General features: G+C 47.1%; 17 protein-coding genes. 13 read left to right on the forward strand and 4 right to left on the reverse strand.

The genetic code is table 11. The features are described from left to right. Positions 1–59 precede the first annotated feature (59 nt). Both ACDJ58_RS09405 and ACDJ58_RS09410 read right to left on the reverse strand, forming a co-directional pair. Positions 60–3,767: an amino acid adenylation domain-containing protein gene (locus tag ACDJ58_RS09405; RefSeq protein ID WP_413377347.1), complete on the reverse strand. Its 3,708-nt coding sequence runs from the start codon at positions 3,765–3,767 to the stop codon at positions 60–62. 46 nt (positions 3,768–3,813) lie between these two features. Further along, positions 3,814–5,556 (reverse strand): methyl-accepting chemotaxis protein, encoded by a 1,743-nt coding sequence (locus tag ACDJ58_RS09410; RefSeq protein ID WP_413379570.1) that lies wholly within the window; start codon positions 5,554–5,556, stop codon positions 3,814–3,816. A gap of 631 nt (positions 5,557–6,187) precedes the next feature. On the opposite strand from ACDJ58_RS09410, the gene rpiA reads away from it, so the two are divergent. The 13 genes from rpiA (at position 6,188) to ACDJ58_RS09475 (ending at position 18,240) form a co-directional block, all read left to right on the forward strand. Beyond that, positions 6,188–6,859, forward strand: coding sequence for a ribose-5-phosphate isomerase RpiA (gene rpiA, locus ACDJ58_RS09415; protein WP_076289446.1), 672 nt, complete (start codon positions 6,188–6,190; stop codon positions 6,857–6,859). A gap of 24 nt (positions 6,860–6,883) precedes the next feature. Then, entirely contained in the window at positions 6,884–7,483 is a 600-nt protein-coding gene (locus ACDJ58_RS09420; RefSeq protein ID WP_413377349.1) for a GNAT family N-acetyltransferase, read from the forward strand. A 14-nt stretch (positions 7,484–7,497) separates the two neighbouring features. Next, positions 7,498–7,956, forward strand: coding sequence for a MarR family winged helix-turn-helix transcriptional regulator (locus tag ACDJ58_RS09425; RefSeq protein ID WP_024630132.1), 459 nt, complete (start codon positions 7,498–7,500; stop codon positions 7,954–7,956). Between the two features lie 175 nt (positions 7,957–8,131). Next, positions 8,132–8,650, forward strand: a complete 519-nt coding sequence (locus ACDJ58_RS09430) for a response regulator (RefSeq protein ID WP_413377352.1) — start codon at positions 8,132–8,134, stop codon at positions 8,648–8,650. Positions 8,651–8,705: 55 nt separating this feature from the next. Further along, complete coding sequence (locus ACDJ58_RS09435; protein WP_413377354.1) at positions 8,706–9,668, forward strand: alpha/beta hydrolase; 963 nt, start codon at positions 8,706–8,708, stop codon at positions 9,666–9,668. Between the two features lie 46 nt (positions 9,669–9,714). Then, positions 9,715–10,065 (forward strand): hypothetical protein, encoded by a 351-nt coding sequence (locus ACDJ58_RS09440; protein ID WP_413377356.1) that lies wholly within the window; start codon positions 9,715–9,717, stop codon positions 10,063–10,065. Positions 10,066–10,082: 17 nt separating this feature from the next. Next, a complete protein-coding gene (locus ACDJ58_RS09445) occupies positions 10,083–10,796 on the forward strand; it encodes a class I SAM-dependent methyltransferase (RefSeq protein WP_413377358.1) in 714 nt (237 codons plus the stop codon). A gap of 122 nt (positions 10,797–10,918) precedes the next feature. Continuing rightward, complete coding sequence (locus ACDJ58_RS09450; RefSeq protein ID WP_413377360.1) at positions 10,919–11,905, forward strand: N-acetylglucosamine kinase; 987 nt, start codon at positions 10,919–10,921, stop codon at positions 11,903–11,905. A 63-nt stretch (positions 11,906–11,968) separates the two neighbouring features. After that, positions 11,969–12,406 carry a GNAT family N-acetyltransferase gene (locus tag ACDJ58_RS09455; protein ID WP_413377362.1) on the forward strand — a complete coding sequence of 146 codons (438 nt, stop codon included), beginning with the start codon at positions 11,969–11,971 and terminating at the stop codon, positions 12,404–12,406. Positions 12,407–12,619: 213 nt separating this feature from the next. Then, entirely contained in the window at positions 12,620–13,078 is a 459-nt protein-coding gene (locus tag ACDJ58_RS09460) for a MarR family winged helix-turn-helix transcriptional regulator (protein ID WP_063564696.1), read from the forward strand. Then, a complete protein-coding gene (locus ACDJ58_RS09465; protein ID WP_413377364.1) occupies positions 13,075–16,242 on the forward strand; it encodes an MMPL family transporter in 3,168 nt (1,055 codons plus the stop codon). Before ACDJ58_RS09460 ends, ACDJ58_RS09465 begins: the two co-directional genes overlap by 4 nt. Positions 16,243–16,436: 194 nt before the next feature. Further along, entirely contained in the window at positions 16,437–17,063 is a 627-nt protein-coding gene (locus tag ACDJ58_RS09470; protein ID WP_113052683.1) for a GDSL-type esterase/lipase family protein, read from the forward strand. 121 nt (positions 17,064–17,184) lie between these two features. Continuing rightward, positions 17,185–18,240: a phosphotransferase gene (locus ACDJ58_RS09475; protein WP_413377366.1), complete on the forward strand. Its 1,056-nt coding sequence runs from the start codon at positions 17,185–17,187 to the stop codon at positions 18,238–18,240. Between the two features lie 169 nt (positions 18,241–18,409). Here the strand turns inward: ACDJ58_RS09475 and ACDJ58_RS09480 are convergent, their stop codons facing one another. Further along, complete coding sequence (locus ACDJ58_RS09480) at positions 18,410–19,087, reverse strand: tetratricopeptide repeat protein (RefSeq protein WP_413377368.1); 678 nt, start codon at positions 19,085–19,087, stop codon at positions 18,410–18,412. Positions 19,088–19,104: 17 nt separating this feature from the next. After that, positions 19,105–21,093, reverse strand: coding sequence for a GTP-binding protein (locus tag ACDJ58_RS09485; RefSeq protein ID WP_413377370.1), 1,989 nt, complete (start codon positions 21,091–21,093; stop codon positions 19,105–19,107). Positions 21,094–21,157 lie beyond the last annotated feature (64 nt).

Genomic DNA, 21,157 nt, shown 5'->3' on the forward strand with positions numbered 1-21,157 from the left:
TTGAGGTGGCTTCTTTATATTCATTAATGGATGCAATATATGCATTCACTTTATTGGAGTTATTCCATTGTTGGCGAAGTACCAAACTGCGGTCGGACGGCCTTAGGGAAATAACCAATCTCGATGGCATGTTCCAGCATTTTTGAGATGAAATGATCATCTGTTTTGGCGCATGTAATGCCGGCTGGTTCCACATAAGCGGTTGTTACAGGAGAAGCATACACATATGCCGAATCCTTGGCACCGTCTCCTTCAAGCTGGGCGATAGCCAGTTGAAGCGCCTCAGGGTCCTTGCTCACACTGCCATCGAACAACCAGCTGGTGTATTCTGCAAAAGGCAGAGTCTCCACTTCATATCCAGCCCGATTTACAGATCGGATCAGATCATCATAGCTGATAGGTTCCGGGTTACAGATATGGAATACACGTCCTGCTGTATCCTGACGTAATGCCAGATGTACAATTGCCTGACTTGCATAATCAATAGGTGTAAAATCAACCATCCAGTCGGCTGCCGGAGCTTTGCCCAGCAATAACATCGCTTTAATCATACGGTAAAAGGCGTTGCTATCGATATTAGACTGGAAACGTCCCGTCTCGGAATGACAGGTCAGGTTACCTGCACGATAGATGCTCACAGGTACACCTTCTTCAGCAGCAATCATAAGCACTTTCTCGGCTTCAAGCTTGCTGTCCGAGTACAGGTTGTCCACGTGCAGGTCCGCTGGGAAGCGATCATATTGCAATGAAGACTCCCACTGTCCACTGAGTGCAAGATCTTCCGGTATCCCCATCGTGGATACATGGTGGAAGGAGGCACCTGGTTTACTGCGAACGAGCTTAAGCAATGCGGTGGTTCCATCCACATTGGTTTTGGCGAATTGTGCTACATCCCCGAAATGTCGTACATCCGCAGCGCAGTGTATCACACGGTCAATTCGTTCTTGCACGTAAGTTGTCTGCTCGACTGAAAGACCAAGATTCGGTTGCTCCAGATCGCCTTCGATAATCTCGACGCGGGATGCGAGGAGAGGTAGCAGTTCCGGTCCAAAGTAACCTTTCATGACGCTGCTCAGTCGTTCCATCGCAGAGCTTCCGTCTGCGGGGCGGCGAACAAGAGTATAGATGCGTGTATTCGAAGTTAGAATTAACTGTTGCAGCACATGGGATCCAAGATATCCGGTAGCTCCTGTCAGGAGCACATGCTCGGGATTCAGAATTTCCGGATATCCAATCTGGGATTTCAGCTCTACAGGATGTTCTGACAATTGGGTGATTACGCCGTCATTCACAGAGGAATGGGCAGTTTCTTCTTTAGCTTGAGCCAGCGTCTCCACGCGTTGTGCCAGGGCACGAATTGTTTTCTCGGCAAAAAAGTCGGCAATTTTCAGCTGTGGATAATGCGGCTTCAGAATGACCAATACATGGATGACCCGAAGAGAATCGCCACCAATGGCGAAGAAGCTATCCTCCACACCAAAGTCATCGTGCTGAAGAATTTCTTTCCAGGATTCCAGAATAATCGCTTCGGTTTTCGTCTCCGGTAGTACCCGATCAGGTCGATCTTCATGACGCTCTACATGTGGCAGAGATACCATCGCTTTGCGATTTATTTTGCCTGTCGGTGCGATCGGCATTTCATCAAGCTGACAAATCCATTTAGGTACAAAATAGGAAGGAAGCTTAACCGTCAGCTCGGCTTTAATGTCTGCAACGGAAAGTGTACTGCCATCTTTGGATGTAAAGTACCCTACGAGCATGTTTTGACCATCCGATTCTTTTTTCGGAATCACGGCAACATCCTGAACTTGATCAAGACGGGCAAAATGGTCCTCAATCTCACCAATCTCAATTCGGTGACCTCGGATTTTTAACTGGGAGTCGCTGCGTCCGACATATTCCAGCTGTCCGTTATCGAGCATTTTGGCAATATCGCCAGACTTATAGATTTTCTCATCGATGGCAAATGGATTTTCAATGAATGCCTGCGCTGTACGCTCTGGCTGGTTCAGATAACCTTTGGCCAGGGCGGGTGTTGCTATATATACCTCGCCAGGAACGCCTACCGGGCATAACTGCTGTTCTTCATTGACGATATACACTTTATAGTTATGAATCGGTCTGCCGATTGGAATGTTAACGACACTTTCCGGAACTTGCTCACTAATTCGATGGGTCGCTGTTGCTACCGTACATTCCGTAGGTCCGTATACATTGACGATATCAATTTGGTTGCCGAATTTGCGCTGGAAGGCACGAACCTGCTCACCATACAGTGCTTCTCCAGCCACGGTAATGATTTTGACTTTGGCCAGCTTGTGGAAGCCTTCATCAGATAGGAAGGAAGCAAGCTGGTTGAAAAAGATGGTTGGCAGTATTGTAATAATCGTTGTGCCTGTGCGCTCAATTGCACTTGCAAATTCTTCAACGGATACACGTTCTTCCGCCGACAACAGGTACAGTTCTGCTCCGTAGAACAAGGCGCCAATCGTATCCCACACTGATGCATCGAAGCTGTATGTAGCAAACTGGGTTAATACGTCACCTGGTTGAATATCGCAATCCCGTTGCACCACACTACCGAGATTGGCAACACCCCGATGGGCAATAAGTGCACCTTTGGGCTTGCCGGTAGATCCCGAGGTATAGATGATATACGCCAGGTCGTCTGGCTGAATATCCAGATTGGGGTTGCTTGCTGCAAATCCGGCAAGGCGTCCGTCCACGGCCAGGATTTGGCGAACGGTAGTAATTCCTGAGAATAACCGTGAAGCTTCAGGTAAAGAGGACTCTTTGGTCAGGACAAATGATGAAGCTGTATCTTCGACAATATAACTGTTGCGTTCTTGTGGATGCTCAGGATCGACAGGAACGTAGACTCCGCCAGCTTTGAGAATACCGAGCAAAGAAATAATCGTTTCCAGACTCCGCTCCATAAAGATGCTGACGAATTCTCCTTTTTGCAATCCGTTGGATAACAGCACACGGGCAACCTGATTGGCACGTTCGTTCAATTCTCTATAGGTGTACCGACCAGTTGATGACGTAATTGCTGGCGATTCCGGATATTCGGCTGCTGTTGCTTCGAACCAGCCATGAATCGTCTGATGCTCCGGTTCGAGAACGGCGGTATCATTCATTTCTCGGTATAGCAGCCGGTCTGAAGCGGATAAAATGTCCACTGTGCCGATGGCCTTGTCTTGGTCACGCAACATAGCCAGAAGAAGAGTCTGATAGTACTCTGCATATCTTGTGACCGTAGATTCATTTAAAAGTGACCTGTCATAGAACAGATCCAGCGTGAGCATATTCTGATCATCACGAATATTCCAATTTAACAATTGAGGAGCTTTAGGCAGCTGTACACTGTTAAACATGAACAGCGTTTCCGGATTACCTCCCGCTTGGAGCGTGTAATGAAGCTGGAGTTGATCTGAAATCTGATGAATCAGATCTTTAAAGGTTAACTTGCCTTGAATCTGCAATAACACATGGGAAGCTGCCTGATCGGGAGCCAGCGTGCCGATGGCAAGTTCCTGCTCAGCTGATAAACGGAACAACAAGGCTGCGTAGGCAGACAATAAAGCTGGATACACGCCCTCTGAGCCGAATTTTTGTTTCAGTTCCCGACCCAGGGACGATTCCAGTGAAATATGAGTAGACTCATAAGTGAATGATTGTTGACGGCGCCCAAAATCCAGTGGAATCTGAAGAACCGGCAGGCCAGATTCCACTGTTTGGGGAGATGATGATTGATTTTCGACCACTTCAGTTGTTCCTCCTTGGTTCAAACTGTTCAAGTTGTGGGTTGAATTATTGTTTGCTTACATTAAAATGCGAAATCAGTTCTTGCAGTTCCTCAGACATGCTGTTCAAACGGGTAGAGGAATCAACAAGTGTAATCAGTGATGCTTTTTGTTCATCAACGGATGAAGAAATCCGTTCACTGTTGTCAGCTGTCTTACTCACACTCGCAGACAAATCATCCGCAGTTGCGGTCATTTCTTCTGTACCTGCAGAAATTTCTTCTGTAGCACTGGATACTTCCTGAATCTGATTCGATACTTTCTTGGCTGCTTCAAGAATTTCTTCGAACAATTGACCGGTTTGATCAGCTACACTTAGCCCGGTATCCACTTCAGACGTTCCTTGTTCCATCGCACGAACGGCTTGTCTGATTTCTGCCTGAATCTCCTGGATCAGTACAGCAACCTGGCTCGTGGATTGTTCGGACTGCTCGGCAAGCTTACGTACTTCACCTGCTACAACCGCGAATCCTCGGCCTTCTTCACCAACACGTGCTGCTTCAATGGATGCGTTGAGTGCAAGCAAGTTCGTCTGGCTGGAAATGCCTGAGATGATGTTCAGAATATCGCCAATTTCCTGAGAGCGGCTCTCCAGAACCTGAATGGCAGAAGCGGTGTTTTTAACAGATTCCGTAATCAGATTCATCTGTTCGGACACCTGACGAACCACACTGTTTCCTTGTTGGGATCGACGTTCCATCTCATAGGCCTCATCAGCTACGCTCGCTGAACTGCTGGCAATAGTCTGAATGACGATAGCCATCTCGGACATCGCACGGGCACTATCCCGGGTTGCCTGTTCCTGTGCACGAATATTGGATGTAATCTGAGTAACGTTGCTATTAATAGAATCAGCATTCTCGCTGTTTCTTTCGGAGACTTCATACAATTCCTTGGCAGACTCGTTAACTTCTTGCGAAGTGAGTTGCACTTTGACAATGGTGTCGTTGATCTTGCGAACCATGGTATTGAACTTTTCGTTCACAATGCCCAGATCGTCTTTGCCTGTCGGAATTTTGACATTCAAATTACCCCGGCTTACGTCATCAATCCCTTTGATCAGGTGACGAATAGGGGAAAGCGTGTTTTTGACAACAAGATATTGGATAATCAGGAACAACAGCAGGAACGCTACCAGGATGATAATTCCGTTCTTAAGCAATTTGTTCAGTCCGGCAGGTACTGCTGATGCGTCTGCATCGACTGCAAAGTAAGAGTAGATCTTGCCGTTACTATCCTTGATAGGATAAGCAATGGTTGTCCAGGTACCGAAATCGTCGGAATAAAATGTGGTGAACGTCGGGCGATCAGTATTCAGCATTTCTTTCAGTGCATTTGCCACAACGACAGGCTGTTCATACATGTCCCCGATATTTACATTTTCACTCTGGAAGGCTTCCTTTAGATTGGTTGGCATAGCAACAAGGGAAGTTAACCGCTTGTTATCTCCACCCAGCTCGACGCCAAAGATGTAGGCTTGTGCAATGTTAGGATAATATTGCTGCATTTCATCGAAATAGGCACGCAATTTGGTTTGTGCTTTTCCATCATAATTGCCTTCTGCAATAGCAGCCTGCACTTCGGTGGAATCAATACCCTCTGCCCATTTCTTGGTAATTTGTTCTACTTGGCCATGTAGCTGGTCGACGAGAATCGTTTTTTGAAAGTAATAGCTGCTGGCAATAAGTGCCACGCCGATAATAATAATGTTAGTAAATGAAAGCAACAGATTTTTGGAGAAAAAAGACATGCTTTTCCAACTTAATGATTTCACTAAAGTCCACTCCTGATCTTCTTTGAATTGATAATATGCTGATGTCTTCATGATGCAAATTAAGTCATTCCCGTATCCCCTCCAAAGGCATAATATGAGACCATGGTCTTGGGTTCCTGGTCGCTATGTAGAGATATTTTTACCTAGATACCCATGGGTGTCTAATTATTAAAACACATCTATACTTAATATGTCGTATAAAATGTCGTCAAATTGAATAGTTTTGTTAAAACTTTTTTAATATTTTACGTATTTATGGACATATGAAAGTAAGATGTAGGTATTTAGAACTGTTTATTTAAAATAATTCCCATTTTTTAGTTTCATTCTGTATTCTATAACATGGTGGGTTAAAAAACATCCTAAAACATTGAAAAAATAGTGAAAACGACAGAAAACGGACTTTCTTCTGCCACACAAATAAGATATCAGGGAGGAGAATCTAACCAAGAATGTACATAAGCAACATCAATGATACATGTGAAGCAGAGAAACAGGCCAAGTCTCCCAGTTGAACACGTCATGCACAGATATACATCGGAAGCGGTTTTATCTATAATAACTACAGTATGCATTTCTCAAATCATGAGCAGGCGGGGGTTTATAGATGAATCTTAAACAGATAGCAGCTGAGCGCGCGGCAGAATATGTTCAAGATGGAATGAAGGTTGGATTGGGTACAGGGTCAACGGCGTATTACGCTATTTGTCGAATTGGTGAGAGGGTACGCGAAGGGTTGAACATTCAGGCTGTAGCTACTTCGGAAGCATCGGACAAGCTCGCCAAAGAGTGGGGAATTCCGATCGTTCCATTTGATCAAATTGGACGTCTGGATCTGACCATTGACGGTGCAGATGAAGTTGACCCCGAGTTTAACCTGATCAAAGGTGGCGGCGGTGCGCTTTTGCGTGAAAAAATTGTAGCTGCAAACAGCGACAAACTGATTATTGTGGCCGATGGCAGCAAAGCCGTACAAAAGCTGGGAAAATTCCCGTTGCCAGTTGAAGTGGTTCCGTTTGCTTCAGAATGGACCTTCCAGGCGCTGGAGAAACTTGGGTGTCACCCGGAATGGCGCATGGATGGGGATCAACGTTATCTTACGGATAATGGAAACCTCATTGCAGATTGCCGCATGGAAGCCATAGAACATGCTGCGGAGCTTAACGTTCAGTTAAATATGCTCCCAGGTGTTGTCGATAATGGACTGTTTATTAAAATGGCGGACACCGTCATTCTTGCGAAGGATGATGGCAGCATCGATGAGCGTCATCGTTCATGAACGGAAAGTGAGGTCATTGCATAGATGAGGGAAAACCCGTTAGTGGATGGTGAGATTGTTCTTCGATGTGTGGAGAAAGAGGATCTGACTGAACTCTATGAATTGATCTACAGTGAAGACGTACCGGAATGGAAACAATGGGATGCGCCATATTATGCCCTTGAACATGAGAGCTACGAAGACTTCGAACGGAGCATGTTAAGAAGACTTGAAGCAACTCAGAGCAATGCTGATCCGGAATCCATTCGAATTATTGAGTTGAATGGCCGAATCGTCGGTACAATCAGCTATTATTGGGAACATCGTCCATCCTTGTGGCTGGAAATGGGAATAGTGCTATATCGATCAGCCCAATGGGGGCGCGGGATCGGCACGCGAGTAATTCAGATGTGGTCCAGTCACTTATTCGAGCAATTGCCCCTGGCCCGGGTTGGATTGACAACCTGGTCAGGCAATGAACGGATGATGCGTTCAGCTTCGAAGGCTGGACTGCAAGTGGAAGGACGTATGCGCAAATGCCGCATCGTGGATGGCAAACATTATGATTCAATTCGTATGGGAATGCTGCGCGAAGAGTGGGAGCAGATACGATCTTCAGGCGCAGGTCGAAATGTAAACAACTGATGGAGGATTAAGAAATGCCGAACAACGAGGACAATCGGGAACTGTCTTTACAATTATTTGTGGTTCTCGCTCGCGCATATAATTCCGTTACATCCAGGTCCAACCGGGATATCCAGAGTCATGGACTGAATACGACAGAATTTGGCGTGCTTGATTTGTTATACCATAAAGGGCCGCAGGCGTTGCAAAAGATCGGTGAGAAAGTGTTAATGTCCAGTGGCAATATCACGTATGTTGTGGACAAGCTTCAGAACAAAAATCTGCTGATTCGTCGAGCATCCAAGGAAGATCGGCGTGTCATATACGCTGAATTGACGGAGGAAGGAAGACATCTGTTCACACAAATCTTTCCTCAGCACCACCAGGTGATCATTGATGCGGTGGATGGACTGGAACCTTCGGAAAAGGCAGATGCAATTCGTTTGTTAAAAAAGCTTGGACTCGCCGCAGAGGGGAAAACTGACTTGCGTTAATAACGCAGGTCAGTTTTTTTATATGAATGTATGCCATTCGTCGTTCATGTATAATGAATAAATAGGTTGTATTTGAACGGGGACGATCGAGGCTGTTGAAGTTGCTGCAAAAGATTGAGTGAGGCCTTCGTATAAGCAGTAGGGCTTAATTCGCGATTAGGAGAGTGATCATGTGATGTCTAATTCTAATGAACATGGCGAGATGAAATCATCGCACAGAACGAATGAATCGTTATCCAATCAGATGGTTCACGGCAAGGAGAACCAGGAGCAGAATCGTACATCTCTTCCGATATCAATCTTGCTGGCAGACGATAACGTCATAAATCGGCAAGTTGTGCAAATGCAACTCAAAAAGCTGGGCATGACGCAGGTGGATGCCGTCTCTAATGGGGAAGAGGCTAGCGAGGCTTTTCTCAGCAATAAATATAGTATGATCCTGATGGATAACATGATGCCTGTAATGGACGGACTGGAGGCGACACGCCATATCAGAGCCATAGAACAGGATAAGTTGTGGCATCCCATTCCGATTATTGCGATGACAGGAAATGTTATGGATGGAGAGAAAGAGAAATGTTTTGAAGCCGGAATGGATGATTTTATTGGTAAACCCTTCACGCTTGAAGCTCTAAACAACGTGATTCAGAAGTGGCAACAAGCATCTTTGTCCGGAGAAATTACGAAACGATAGATAGTATACATACATGTTTCACGTGGAAGATCGACTGAAAGAGAGGGAAATGTTCATGTTATTATACAGCCTTGCCGTTCTGGTGCTGATCGTTCTTGCCTTACTATGGTTAGGTGGACTTTACTTCTTCAAAACCGCCATTCGGCGTGCTCCAAAATCATTTCTGGTTGACAATCCGAATCTGATGCCCGAACCGGATAACGAAATAATAAGCAGTGCGTCTGACTTGACGTGGCTTGATACGCAGCCAACCAAAGATATATATGTTGAATCCCATGACGGATTAAAGCTGCATGGAACATGGCTTCCTTCCCGCAGGGGATCGCAGCAACCAACAGTTATCCTGGCTCATGGTTATTCGGGAAAAGGCAGAGAGATGGCAGGTTTTGCGCGCTTTTATGCTGAAAAGATGGGCTACAACGTGCTCATGCCGGATGATCGGGGTCATGGCCAAAGTGAGGGCAATATCATCGGATTCGGCTGGCTGGACCGTAAAGATTATGTTCAATGGGTCCATTGGGTTCTGGGCAAGCTCGGTACGGAGACGGAGATCATTTTGCATGGAATTTCGATGGGAGGCGCTACAGTATTGATGACAGGTGGTGAAGCTCTCCCTGATCAGGTAAAGGCCATCGTATCGGATTGCGCTTATACCTCCGTGAAGGAGGAGCTGACCTTCCAGCTCAAACAGCTATACAAGCTGCCTGCATTTCCGTTTATTCCCGTTACCAGTCTTATCTCTAAATGGAAGGCAGGCTATTTCTTTGGGGAGGCATCGGCACTAAATCAACTCGCCAAAGTTCAAGTTCCTGTTCTTTTTATTCATGGTGAGGCAGATTCGTTTGTACCGACGGAAATGGTTTACAGACTATATGAAGCTTGTCCGACAGAAAAGGAACTGTTGACAATTCCCCGTGCGGGTCATGGAACAGCGTTTCAAGTGGATCGTACCCGATACGAGCAGGTACTTGAGTCCTTTTTGACCAAGAACCAGCAGCATTCATCTGATTCCAATTAAGCATCCTGGGTATTAAGTAGAAGATGTACTTAAGGGGAGGTGCGAGATGCCCTATACACCTAGAGTTTGTTCGTATTGTCATGAAAAAATGGCAGAAGATGAGTTCAAATGCAAATCCTGCGGCAATCTGGTTACTACCAAAACGGTTCAGCCTGAACAACCCTACATGATTGAAAATGACGAAGTAATATTGGATCGATATTCGATTGTGTTGCTTGTTCTGTTGACACTGTTTCTCCCTCCGGTAGCCATGACCATTGGCGGCGTGATGTTATTTAATGACAATACGTATAAGCAGGATACAGGTAAATTGCTCGTCACCGGGGCATTTGTAGTGATGGTTATTCTCACCATTATTCTGTTTGCAGGTTCGGGGACATTGACGATTAACATCTAAGCTATGGAGGTGCTTTTATGGGAAATGAACAATTTGAGGCTGCACGGAAAGCAGAGGCAGGTTACCATTTCAACTTCTATCAGAATAATGAATTATTTGCATCCGGTACCTGGATGGCGAGGCCCATGCCTATGGTTATGGACATGCTTGAGCGTCTACTTGCCCATAAGACGGAACTGCGAGTTCTTGATTTGGGATGTGGTGTAGGCAGACATACGATACCCATTGCACAGCGTCTCGGGCAAACGAACAGTGAAGTTATCGGGGTGGATTTGCTGGATGAGGCTGTAGATGGACTTCGCAAATATGCGAAAGAATATCAGGTTGATCATATCGTGCAAGTAGAGAAGGCGGATGTTGAGCATTACGCTGTCAAGCCGGATCATTTTGATTATATTGCTGCTTGCTCTTGCCTGGAACATGTTTCAAATAAACAAGCCTTAGTGGAGGCTATTGAACGTTTGCAAGTGGGAACTCGTACAGGCGGCATCCATTGTATCACGATGAGTACGAGTGTAGAGGAAAAGGAAATCAACACAGGTCGGGAGATTGAGCCGTTGATTGAGTTGAATCTGCCCACAGCTGAAGCTATCGCATTACTGGAGAAGGCTTATGCTAATTGGAACATTCTGCTTCAGGAACATGTAACACAGACGATCGAAGAGGAAAAATATGATGAACCGACACAGTTCCGTTGTGAACTGCTTCGTTTCGCTGCACAGAAGCAGTAGCAGCCTGCCGGGATCGCGTAGTAAGGTCCCGGCAGTTCGTATTACTCAGTAGCTTAATAGGAACATCACAAGAAGCGTCATGGGACAGGGAACATCATCACACCAGAACATGGGGGATCAGAATGAGTACATATGTGATTGGGATGGATGGTGGGGGAAGCCATACACGTGTGGCATTGGCCGATGAGAACGGAAAGGTTTTGACTTATGTGCAAAAAGGCGGTTGCAACCGCTATCATGATGCCAATGCAGAGCAGAATGTATTGGAGGGCATTGCTGAAGCCATTCGCGGAGCTGGGTTAGAAGTGAAGAAGATTGCTTCCATTCAGGCGGGGATGGCAGGCCTGGATCGGCCTGAAGATACAGTCTGGGCTGAAGCGTTACTCGCCCAAACCGGTATATTAGGCAGAATCAGCGCAGTAAATGACACGCATATTGCACATACGGCAGCTTTTGGCGGTGAGCCGGGCATTGTAGCTATTGGAGGCACAGGTTCTCTGATTCTGGGTAAAACGGAACAAGGGATCTGGCTCCGCAATGACCAGTTCGGCCACTATGCGCCAACAGCAGCTCGCTTTTTGGCTTATGACGCGGTGCATTCCATCCTTGCGGGACGTTATGTTCCGCAGGATCAACCCTGGATCGAACAGATATTAGCCTATTGGAATGTAACTTCGATTCCGGAGCTTGCTGCACTGGGCGTATCAGGTTTTGCTGAAAATAGACAGGCCATCAATCGGATATTTGGTCAAATGGCTCCTTTAGTTACCGAAGCAGCAGCCGAAAATATTCCCCTTGCGGTCAGAGTATGTGATTCAGCAGCGGATACGGCCGTTGTGGGTATTCTCATGCTTGCATCGTGTTTTAAAGATCAGCAGGTGCGCATGACGCTAACAGGAAGTTGTCTGAGTACACCTTATATGGTGGAGGCCGTTCGAAAGGGGCTGGATGCAGCCTATAAACCGGGTGGACAACAGATTCATTACATTACCAGCCATGTGCCGGCAGTCGGAGGTGCGCTGCTGGATGCATATCATTTGGCAGGAATTCAGGTGCCTGAAGGTATCACGTCTGATCTCCAATCGGAGCTGAAACTGCATATGACTTGAACTTTTAAAGGCTAACGACTACAATACGATAACGGAATCAAGCAAGTTATAGGAGGAATCAGGGTGTTAATTCAATTGAAATCACGCATACAGGAGCCGGAAGTGCAGGAGCTGTTGTCCTACTCGGTCTTTCCCGACCCGGATCACCTGAATCGTGCGTTACAACAGTATGTTAATAAGGACGAGCTGCATTTGGACGGTTATGAAGACGAAGGCCAGCTGATCGGTCTGATTGGATATGAAAGTACAGGAACGAGTGAGATCACTATTCATCACATCGCTGTCCTGCCTGAGAACCGTTTTAAAAATTATGGTCGTGGCATGATTTCACAGGTGCTGGCCAAATATAACCCCGACAGACTGATCGCAGAGACCGATGTGGAAGCGGTAGAGTTTTATCGAAATACGGGATTCGTAGTGTACAGCCTGGGTGAGCTGTATCCGGGTGTGGAGCGCTTCCGCTGTGTATTGGAGAAGGACGAGGAGCAAGGCGAAGACTAGTAACTGTCTACTACTGTGTAACGTAAAGAGAGCATAATCATAACAGGATGTTGGATTTGGCGAAGCAGCTGAGTCGGACGTCCTGTTTTTTTGTCGTTTGTTTAATAAAAATAGGAAAAACGTATTGCTTTGCAATATAGTTTCATTATAGAATAGTTTCATTGAAGAATAGTTCTATGAGTGAACTATATTTTTAGGGAAGGAGAATGAAGAATGAACACACCGGATGCTAGAAGTTTGGTTAACCGCTATTTGGATGCTTCTTTCCTGGTAACCAAACGGTTTGATACCCAGATACGTGAACGCCTGGGCCAAACCATTACCACAGATCAGTTCTGTGCACTTCGTATGATCGAGGAGAAACCGTTGTGTACGCCCTCTGATCTCGCAGAACTTCTGTGTGTAGGCAAGAGCAGTATCACTGCTCTGGTCAACAAGTTGGTGGATCGGGATCTGGTCCATCGGGCCGGGGATGAGCGCGACCGCAGAGTTGTTTATTTGACCCTGACGGACAATGGACGGGAAGTATACAGGGAAACGGAACAGGAAATACAGCAGCTTCTGGAACCGTATTTGGTCCATTTCAAACCGGAAGAGGTTCAGAATTTCATTGAATCTTTTGAGAAGCTTGCTGCTCTGCTAACGCATGAAGGAGGACAGGAGAACGAATGAGAACGATTTTGAAAGCGCGATGGTGGTTGATGGGGCTATGGGTTGTTGTGGCCGCCGTATTAATGTTCACCGCCCCTAACATGAGTGAATTGATTCGGGAAAAGGGACAGTTTTCGGTTCCTGAAGGACACTCTTCCACCCAGGCAGCGGCGATTCTGGAAGAAGCCGCAGCACAAAAGGGAGAGCAGCAGGGCAGCCAGTTGGCTCTTGTATTTTATAATCCGGATGGTTTGGGTGCCGAGGGTAAAGAAGAGGCAGAACAGGCCGTTAAGAAACTGGAGGCCGAAAAAGAGAAACTGGGCATTCTGTCCATACTGGAACCGTTCTCTCAACCAGAATTATCAGACAAAATGATCTCTGCCGATGGCAAGACGATCCTAACGTCGCTTTCCATTGATCAGGGAGATCGTACAGTCAAGGAAATGCGCGAAGATCTCAATGAAGCTTTGTCATCGGTCAATGTGGAGCATTACATAACCGGTAAAGGCTTAATTGATGAGGATACGGTGGAAAGTTCCCAAGAAGGACTCAAAAAATCGGAGTACATTACCGTAGTATTTATTTTGCTCATCCTGTTCCTTGTATTCCGTTCTTTTGTCGCTCCATTTGTTCCACTGCTTACGGTGGGGATCAGCTACATTGTTTCACAGCAGATTGTTGCGTTCCTTGTGGACGGACTAGACTTCCCTATATCGACGTTTACGCAGATCTTTATGGTGGCAGTCATGTTCGGGATCGGTACGGACTATTGCATCCTGTTGATTAGCCGGTTCAAGGAAGAATTGGCTCATCATGAAAATACGTGGGATGCCATTATTGCTACTTATCGAACTGCAGGCAAAACGGTATTCTTCTCCGCACTCGCCGTGCTGGTTGGATTCATTGCCATTGGTTTTGCACAGTTTATGTTATATCGTTCCGCGGTAGCAGTTGCTGTTGGTATTGCCGTGATGATGCTGGCATTAGTCACGATTGTTCCATTTTTCATGGCAGTGCTGGGCAAAAGGCTGTTCTGGCCTTCCAAGGGTTCACTGGAGCATGCCGAGAGCAAGATTTATGGTGCAGCCGGTCGTTTCTCCCTAAAACGTCCATGGGCAGCCCTGCTCATCGTTGCAGCGGTATGTGTGCCATTGCTGGCAACTTACGACGGCAAATTGTCGTTTAACAGTCTTGATGAGATTGGTGAGAAATATGATTCGGTCAAAGCATTCAATATCATTTCCGACAGCTTCGGTCCTGGTGAATCCTTGCCGGGTCAGGTCGTTATCCAGAATGATGAAGCCATGGATAATGCCAAATATATGGCGCTCGCCGAAAAGATCAGCCGGGAAGTGGAGAAGGTGCCAGGGATCTCTGGTGTCCGCAGTATGACACGTCCAACCGGTGATGAGATCAAAGATTTTGAAGTGACACAACAAGTAGGCACATTGTCTGATGGTTTGGGCGAAGGTAAAACGGGTCTGGATAAAATCCGTGATGGTCTGAGCGAAGCCAGCAGTCAGTTAAGCAAAAATGAACCCCAACTTAAAGAAGCTGCGGATGGGGCTGGAGAACTGACCAAAGGTACTTCCCAATTGCAGTCTGGTATTACACAGTTGTCGGAAGGACTTCAGCAGATTGAAAAAGGGATTCGTGACGGCTCCTCGGGCGCCGGTGATCTAAAAGCAGGTCTGCAGAAAGCCAAAACGAGTGCGGATCAACTTGCACAGGCAAACAATCAGCTGCTTCAAGCCTATCGTCAGGCAGGAGCAGGTGTAGCTGCACTGGGTGATGTTGTAGGTGAACTGCAACAACAGCTCAAAGGTGTATCTACAGCGTTGACCAGCTTGAATGAATCGTTCACAGCGCTTGAAGAGCGCTATCCTGAGTTGCTGCAAGATGCCGATTATCAGCGGGTCAAAGGAACCCTCGGTGAAACAGGTACCGGCACGGCACAGCTCGCTCAAGGTTTAGGTCAAATTCAAACCAAGCTGGGCGAAGCCGCGGCTGGAATCAATCAGGCGAACGTTGGCTTTGCGTCCGCAGCATCCGGACAGAAGGCACTTGCCGATGGTCTGGGTCAGATTGTGACGGGAATCAGTCAGTTACAATCCGGTCTCAAACAGGCCGCTGACGGTCAAGGTAAAGTGATTAGTGAAATTCCTTCAATCCAGAATGGACTTGGTCAGCTTCAGGGGGGTCAGGAGAAAATTCAGCAAGGCTTCTCGGATCTGAGTGGTCAACTGACTCAATTGACAGATGGTCTTAATCAGAGTGTAGATGGAATCGAACAGGTATCAGGTGGACTCGATTCAGCACAGGACTACCTGACACAATTGCAAAACTCTCCTGATTCCGATCTGGCAGGCTGGTATGTTCCTGAAGAAGCACTGAATAGTAAGGACTTCACACAAGTATTCGATACGTATCTGTCCAAAGATCGGAAAACGATGACAATTGACGTTATTTTTGCCGAGAATCCATATGGAACTGAAGCGATTGATCGTGTGCCGGATATCGAAGCTGCTGTACATCGTGCCGTACAGGGTAGTGCACTTGAAAAAGCGGATATTGCAATTGGCGGGGTAACCAGTACATTTGCAGATCTGCAGGAAGTCTCCAACAACGACTACACACGCACAGTTATGCTGATGCTTGCAGGAACGTTTATCATTCTGGTCCTGCTGCTCCGTTCGGTTATTATGCCGCTGTATCTGATTGTCTCGTTGTTGCTGGCTTATTTCACATCCATGGCCCTGACTGAAGCGATCTTTGTGAATATACTTGGGTTCTCGGGTATCAGCTGGGTTACACCGTTCTTCGGCTTTGTCATGCTGATTGCACTGGGTGTGGATTACAGCATCTTCCTGATGGACCGTTTCAATGAGAACAAAGGCATGAGAGTACAGGATGCCATGCTATATGCCATGAAAAACATGGGTACGGTTATCCTGTCTGCAGCCGTCATTCTGAGTGGAACCTTTGCCGCAATGTATCCATCGGGAGTTCTTTCGATGATGCAGATTGCGACGGTTGTACTCAGCGGACTGATCTTGTATTCTCTGTTGTTCCTGCCATTCTTCGTTCCTGTAATGGTGAAAATGTTTGGCCGTGCCAACTGGTGGCCATTCCCGAACAAGGAACAGGCAGATTCCGTTGATTCGGATCGTAACATAGGTATGTAATCAAATGATATATGAACAGCCCCGCTGGATTCCCGGCGGGTTTTTTGTATGGTTTTGTGCAAAACATTGGTGAAACGAACAAATAAATGTGTATGCCTACGGACACCATCCCGCGCCTTGTCTCCGTTCCTCTCATACGATATATAGGAATTGTATATGGAGTAGTTTATAACACAGCAGAGAGGGGCGGCGGGATGGTATATCGATATGTGGCTATAGGAGATTCATTAACGGTAGGTACAGGAGCGCTGCTGGGCACCGGCTTTGTTCCTTTATATCGGAGAATGGCAGAAATGAATGTGCGTACGTTTGTATCGATGGATAATTTGGGAGTGAATGGACTTACGTCAGGGGAAATGCTGCAGATGATATCCAACAATCCAAGAGTACGGCAATCGCTGCGTGAGGCGGATATTATTACGTTGTCGATTGGTGGGAATGATCTGATCCGTACATTCAAAGCGAGCGGCGGGATCCCGAATGCAAGTAAGATGACACAGGTGCTTGGGGATACTCGCAGTAACGTGTCACAGATTATGAGGCACATCCGGCAGTTGAAAGGAAACAGTGTATATATGGTCCGTACGATTGGGTTGTACAACCCGTATCCGCAAGCGGCAGAAGCTGCATACTGGGTGCGGCAATATAATTCCTTTCTGAATGGTGCAGGATCGGGGAACTATGCCTGTGCTCAGGTCTATGACCGGTTTGAAGGGCGTGAACGTGAACTATTATTTTGGGACAGGGTTCATCCAAATGCAAAAGGCTATCGCGTGATTGCAGAACAATTGAATCGTACAGGATACTATCCATTTGCCTGATCAGCAGGCAGTGAAGCTTATAATGACTATTACCTCGAAGCTGACTAGACCGAAAGAAATACTTCCGTTAAGATGAGGACATATAGAGGTTGTATTACGTGAGATAAAGGAGTTATTTTTGGTGCACATCATCGATTCAGGTTCCCTAAACGATTCAGAACAGCAGCTCATATCCACAGTTTTATCCTCATATGGCTTCACGTCCAATTGGAAAGCTCAGCGTGGAAAGGGAGGCATGAACAACTCTACCTTCATGGTAGATGTAGACGAAGAATGTTACGTGCTGAGGCAGTATGAAACGCATAATGATCAAATGAAAATTGCTTTTGAACACGAGGTGCTGTCTGCCTTGTCACGTTCAGAGTTTGAGCTTGATGTGCCTGCGCCCGTTAGCCTTCCTGATGAGAAGCATGCAACATTTCTTGCTGTGCAGGATCGTTCCTCGGGCCGGAGCAAAATCGTGACGTTGTTCCATTATCGTGAGGGCCATAATCCCGTGTGGAATACACCCGATCAGCTGAGTGGGCTGGGCAGGGCGGCTGGCATGCTGTCTTCCGTTATGGCGCACCTTCCCATATCCCTGGCTCCCGTTTATCCGCCCTATTATCAGATTCAGGAAGCTTACCCGCTCTGTTCACCGGAGAAACTGTTACAACTGTGCATCTCACCCCTGGATACGCTGATGGCATGTGCGGATGACTTGCAGAAGCTGAAGGTTGTATTGCCAGACTTATTCAATACGCTGCGAGGCATGGAGCTTTTGCCACATCAACTGGTCCATGGGGATTTGAATGCATCCAATGTATTGGTAGACTCTCAGGATATCATATGTGCCATTTTGGATTTTGAATTTGCCACATGGGATCTGCGGGTAATGGAGCTAGCTGTGCCCATGTCTGACCTTCTGACGATGGACAAGGAGCAGGCATGGATGTGGGAGGCTTTGGAGGGACTAATCCAGGGATTCAGGCAACAGGTCAACCTGGAACCAGAGGAGCTGAGCGTGATTCCAGCGCTTATTTTGCTTCGAAGTCTGGATGTGGTGATGCATTTTATCAGTCGGTTGTTCGAAGGTACAGATGAGCCTGAAGTGGCTGTGCAGCAAATCAGGAAGCTGAGAGAACGGGTGGACTGGATGAAAGGTAATGAGGAACGGCTACGTGAGCTGCTGATTTAGCTCTGCAACATGTGGATGTATAACAAAAGTGCACTGATTTATGCCTTGAGGCAAGAATCAGTGCACTTTTTATTTGGTGAAATCGTTTATCATGAATGAATGGATGGATGCGTACATTTCAAATTCACGACGTCGAATTCAATGCTCAATTTAACGTAACCAAACAGCTTTACAGTCCACGCTTGCGGAACCAGCTGCGTACAGCCCAGCGACGCTCCTGGCGCTTCTTATATTTTGGCAGGGAGCGATACACGTTAAGTGATTGCTCGTAGGCTTGCTTTGCATCAGCAGTACGTCCAAGGGAGCGGTACACCGAGCCGAGCAGATAATACGCTTCACTGGATGAGGAATGAATCTCCTGGAATTGCTGAACGTATGCCAGCGCTTTGTCCCGGTGAGTATCCTTGAATGCACCTGCAAGTGTCAGATAAGGACGTCCATATTTCACCCTTGGATTAATATCCAGTGCCTGCAAAATATGACGCTCTCCTTCTTCCGTTTGGCCCAGATGAAGCTCAGTTGTGCCCAGCTCCTCCCAGTATTCGGCTGATTGCTCGTAAGGACGTTCCAGTTCCAGCAGCAAGGCATGAGCTTCGCTATAACGTTTGCGTTCAATCAACAGACGTGCCAGATCCAGCTTGGAAGAGACTTCATTCGGACTCATGGCAAGCTGTTGCCGGAGCCGTGAGATGTTACGCATACGTTTAAGTGGCTTCATGAAGCTTGGCATCACCCCAACATAGCGACGATCCAGGAAATACAGAATAATGAGGAAAATAAGAACAGCCAAGAACGGATTGCCTACAATCCGCCACAGCAGGCCAAAGATTAGAAATTTAATCAGCACGACAAAGTCAACTCCAATTATGATGTAATCGCATTTCGAACACTTAAAATATATTTGGATTGGTCCAGCGGGTTAACTCCTCTGCGTTTCCGCGTATGGGTCACCTCCGAAGGACAATCCTGATACCCGGCAAAAGAAGTCGTGAGCACCCCGCGTCCGCTCGTCTCTGAACGCAGCTTCACAGGATAATCCATGGAGCTTGCCAGAGGCATACGTCCTTCAACGATACATCGTCCGCCTCCGATGATCGGCGCTTCAAAGGTTGCCCTCATATGTACCAGATCACTGAGCGCTTTGCCACCGTACTCCTCAGGGACGGTTAACCGAAAATTCAGAATGGGTTCCAGCAGGGTTGTACCGGTGCTTGCCAATCCGTCCATGATCCCCATCGGCGTGGCTACCACAAAATCCAGTGGATGGGTATGCCAGACATGGTGCTCTCCTTCAATTAGCGTGATGCGCAGGTCGGTAACTTCCCATCCCAACAACCCCTGAGATAGCGCTTCGGGAATGCGGCGCTCCACTTCATTCTGATAACGAAGCAGGAGATGATCCGTGCGGACGGTGGATGAGTAGACCAGACCGCTGCCACGCGGCAATGGCTCAATGCTGAATCGAAGAATGGCCCAGCAGGGCTTGGGCATCGTATACGCGATGAAGCCTTCCCCAGAAGAACGAGGAGTTTCCTTATAGATGACGGATGGCGGGTCGAATACGACATCCAGTCCGAAGCGACTCATCAACAGGCTGGACAGAATCTCAAGCTGAATGGTTCCCATTACTTTAAGATGCAGTTCCCGTTCATCAGGTAACCATTGCAAATCGAGCAGGGGATCTTCATCCGTCAGCTCTTGCAATGCTGCTACAAGGTCAGGATAACGAGCCGTGTCTTTACCATGGACCTGCACAGTCAACAAGGGAACAGCCAGCTGGGGTACAGGAGGCACACCTTCGGGGCTGCCAATAATATCACCAACATGGGTTTCGCTTAGTCCGTACAGTGCGGCGATCTGTCCGGCATGAACAGCACCGGTATCCGCCCATTTCCGACCATCCATTCGGCGAATCTGTGTCACTTTCTCTTCCAGCTTCCGAGTGGAGTTATAGATCGTATCCCGATTATGCACGCTGCCACCATACATACGAACATAGGCTGTACGGCCCATCGTTTTATCCCGTTCAATTTTGAATACAACCCCGGATACTGAAGGTTCTTGAGGCTGTGCAGGTGCAGGAAGAAATTCGATGATGGCATCCAGCAGCTCAGTTACGCCGATCCCTTTGCCAGAAGCACCATAACAAATGGGGAACACTTCTCCCTGATGCACTTGTTTGCGAAATGCTGCATCTAGCTGGTCAACAGGCAGCGTTTCACCATTAATGTAGGCTTCCATCAGATCTTCGTCGAGTTCGGCCAGTAATTCAAAAAGGCCGGGGATAGATGAAGAAGAACCCTTCACTTGCGTTTGGCTCTCATTCCATAAGGAGTCAATGCCCTCGAACACATCTTCATTGATACAAAAGGATTGGATCTCGCATACGAAGAGAGAGAGACTGGAGCGGATCTGATCGATAACCGTCTCAGCAGAGGCGCCAACCCGATCCATTTTGTTAATATAAATCAGGGTAGGAATTCCAAGAGAGCGGAGAGCATGCCAGATGGTCTCGCTTTGGGATTGAACCCCTTCCACGGCGGACACAATCAGAACGGCTCCGTCCATAACACGCAGGGATCGTTCTACCTCAGAGCTGAAATCGATATGTCCCGGAGTATCAATCAGATCGATAATCGTATCTTTCCAGATCAAAGAGGTCATAGCCGCCTGCACGGAAATGCCTCGTTCCTTTTCAATATCCAGAGAGTCTGTGGCTGTTGTTCCGTCATCTACGCGACCTGGACTACGTACGACACCGCTTTGAAATAACATATGTTCTGTTGTTGTTGTTTTCCCTGCATCGACGTGTGCGAAGATGCCGATATTTCTGCGATTCAATTCGTTTAACATGGGATGTAAGGCTCCTCTGGCAGCAGAAACGCATCGTTTCCGACATTGTAATTCAGTATTATAA

It is taken from the genome of Paenibacillus taichungensis (assembly GCF_047302525.1).
In the GTDB taxonomy this organism is placed as follows: domain Bacteria; phylum Bacillota; class Bacilli; order Paenibacillales; family Paenibacillaceae; genus Paenibacillus; species Paenibacillus taichungensis_B.

Bases quoted from the DNA above. Each gene is read 5' to 3' on its own strand.
- ACDJ58_RS09410 (WP_413379570.1), bottom strand. From the start codon at position 5,556: ATGTCTTTTTTCTCCAAAAATCTGTTGCTTTCATTTACTAACATTATT.
- rpiA (WP_076289446.1), top strand. From the start codon at position 6,188: ATGAATCTTAAACAGATAGCAGCTGAGCGCGCGGCAGAATATGTTCAA.
- ACDJ58_RS09420 (WP_413377349.1), top strand. From the start codon at position 6,884: ATGAGGGAAAACCCGTTAGTGGATGGTGAGATTGTTCTTCGATGTGTG.
- ACDJ58_RS09425 (WP_024630132.1), top strand. From the start codon at position 7,498: ATGCCGAACAACGAGGACAATCGGGAACTGTCTTTACAATTATTTGTG.
- ACDJ58_RS09430 (WP_413377352.1), top strand. From the start codon at position 8,132: ATGTCTAATTCTAATGAACATGGCGAGATGAAATCATCGCACAGAACG.
- ACDJ58_RS09435 (WP_413377354.1), top strand. From the start codon at position 8,706: ATGTTATTATACAGCCTTGCCGTTCTGGTGCTGATCGTTCTTGCCTTA.
- ACDJ58_RS09440 (WP_413377356.1), top strand. From the start codon at position 9,715: ATGCCCTATACACCTAGAGTTTGTTCGTATTGTCATGAAAAAATGGCA.
- ACDJ58_RS09445 (WP_413377358.1), top strand. From the start codon at position 10,083: ATGGGAAATGAACAATTTGAGGCTGCACGGAAAGCAGAGGCAGGTTAC.
- ACDJ58_RS09450 (WP_413377360.1), top strand. From the start codon at position 10,919: ATGAGTACATATGTGATTGGGATGGATGGTGGGGGAAGCCATACACGT.
- ACDJ58_RS09460 (WP_063564696.1), top strand. From the start codon at position 12,620: ATGAACACACCGGATGCTAGAAGTTTGGTTAACCGCTATTTGGATGCT.
- ACDJ58_RS09465 (WP_413377364.1), top strand. From the start codon at position 13,075: ATGAGAACGATTTTGAAAGCGCGATGGTGGTTGATGGGGCTATGGGTT.
- ACDJ58_RS09470 (WP_113052683.1), top strand. From the start codon at position 16,437: ATGGTATATCGATATGTGGCTATAGGAGATTCATTAACGGTAGGTACA.
- ACDJ58_RS09485 (WP_413377370.1), bottom strand. From the start codon at position 21,093: ATGTTAAACGAATTGAATCGCAGAAATATCGGCATCTTCGCACACGTC.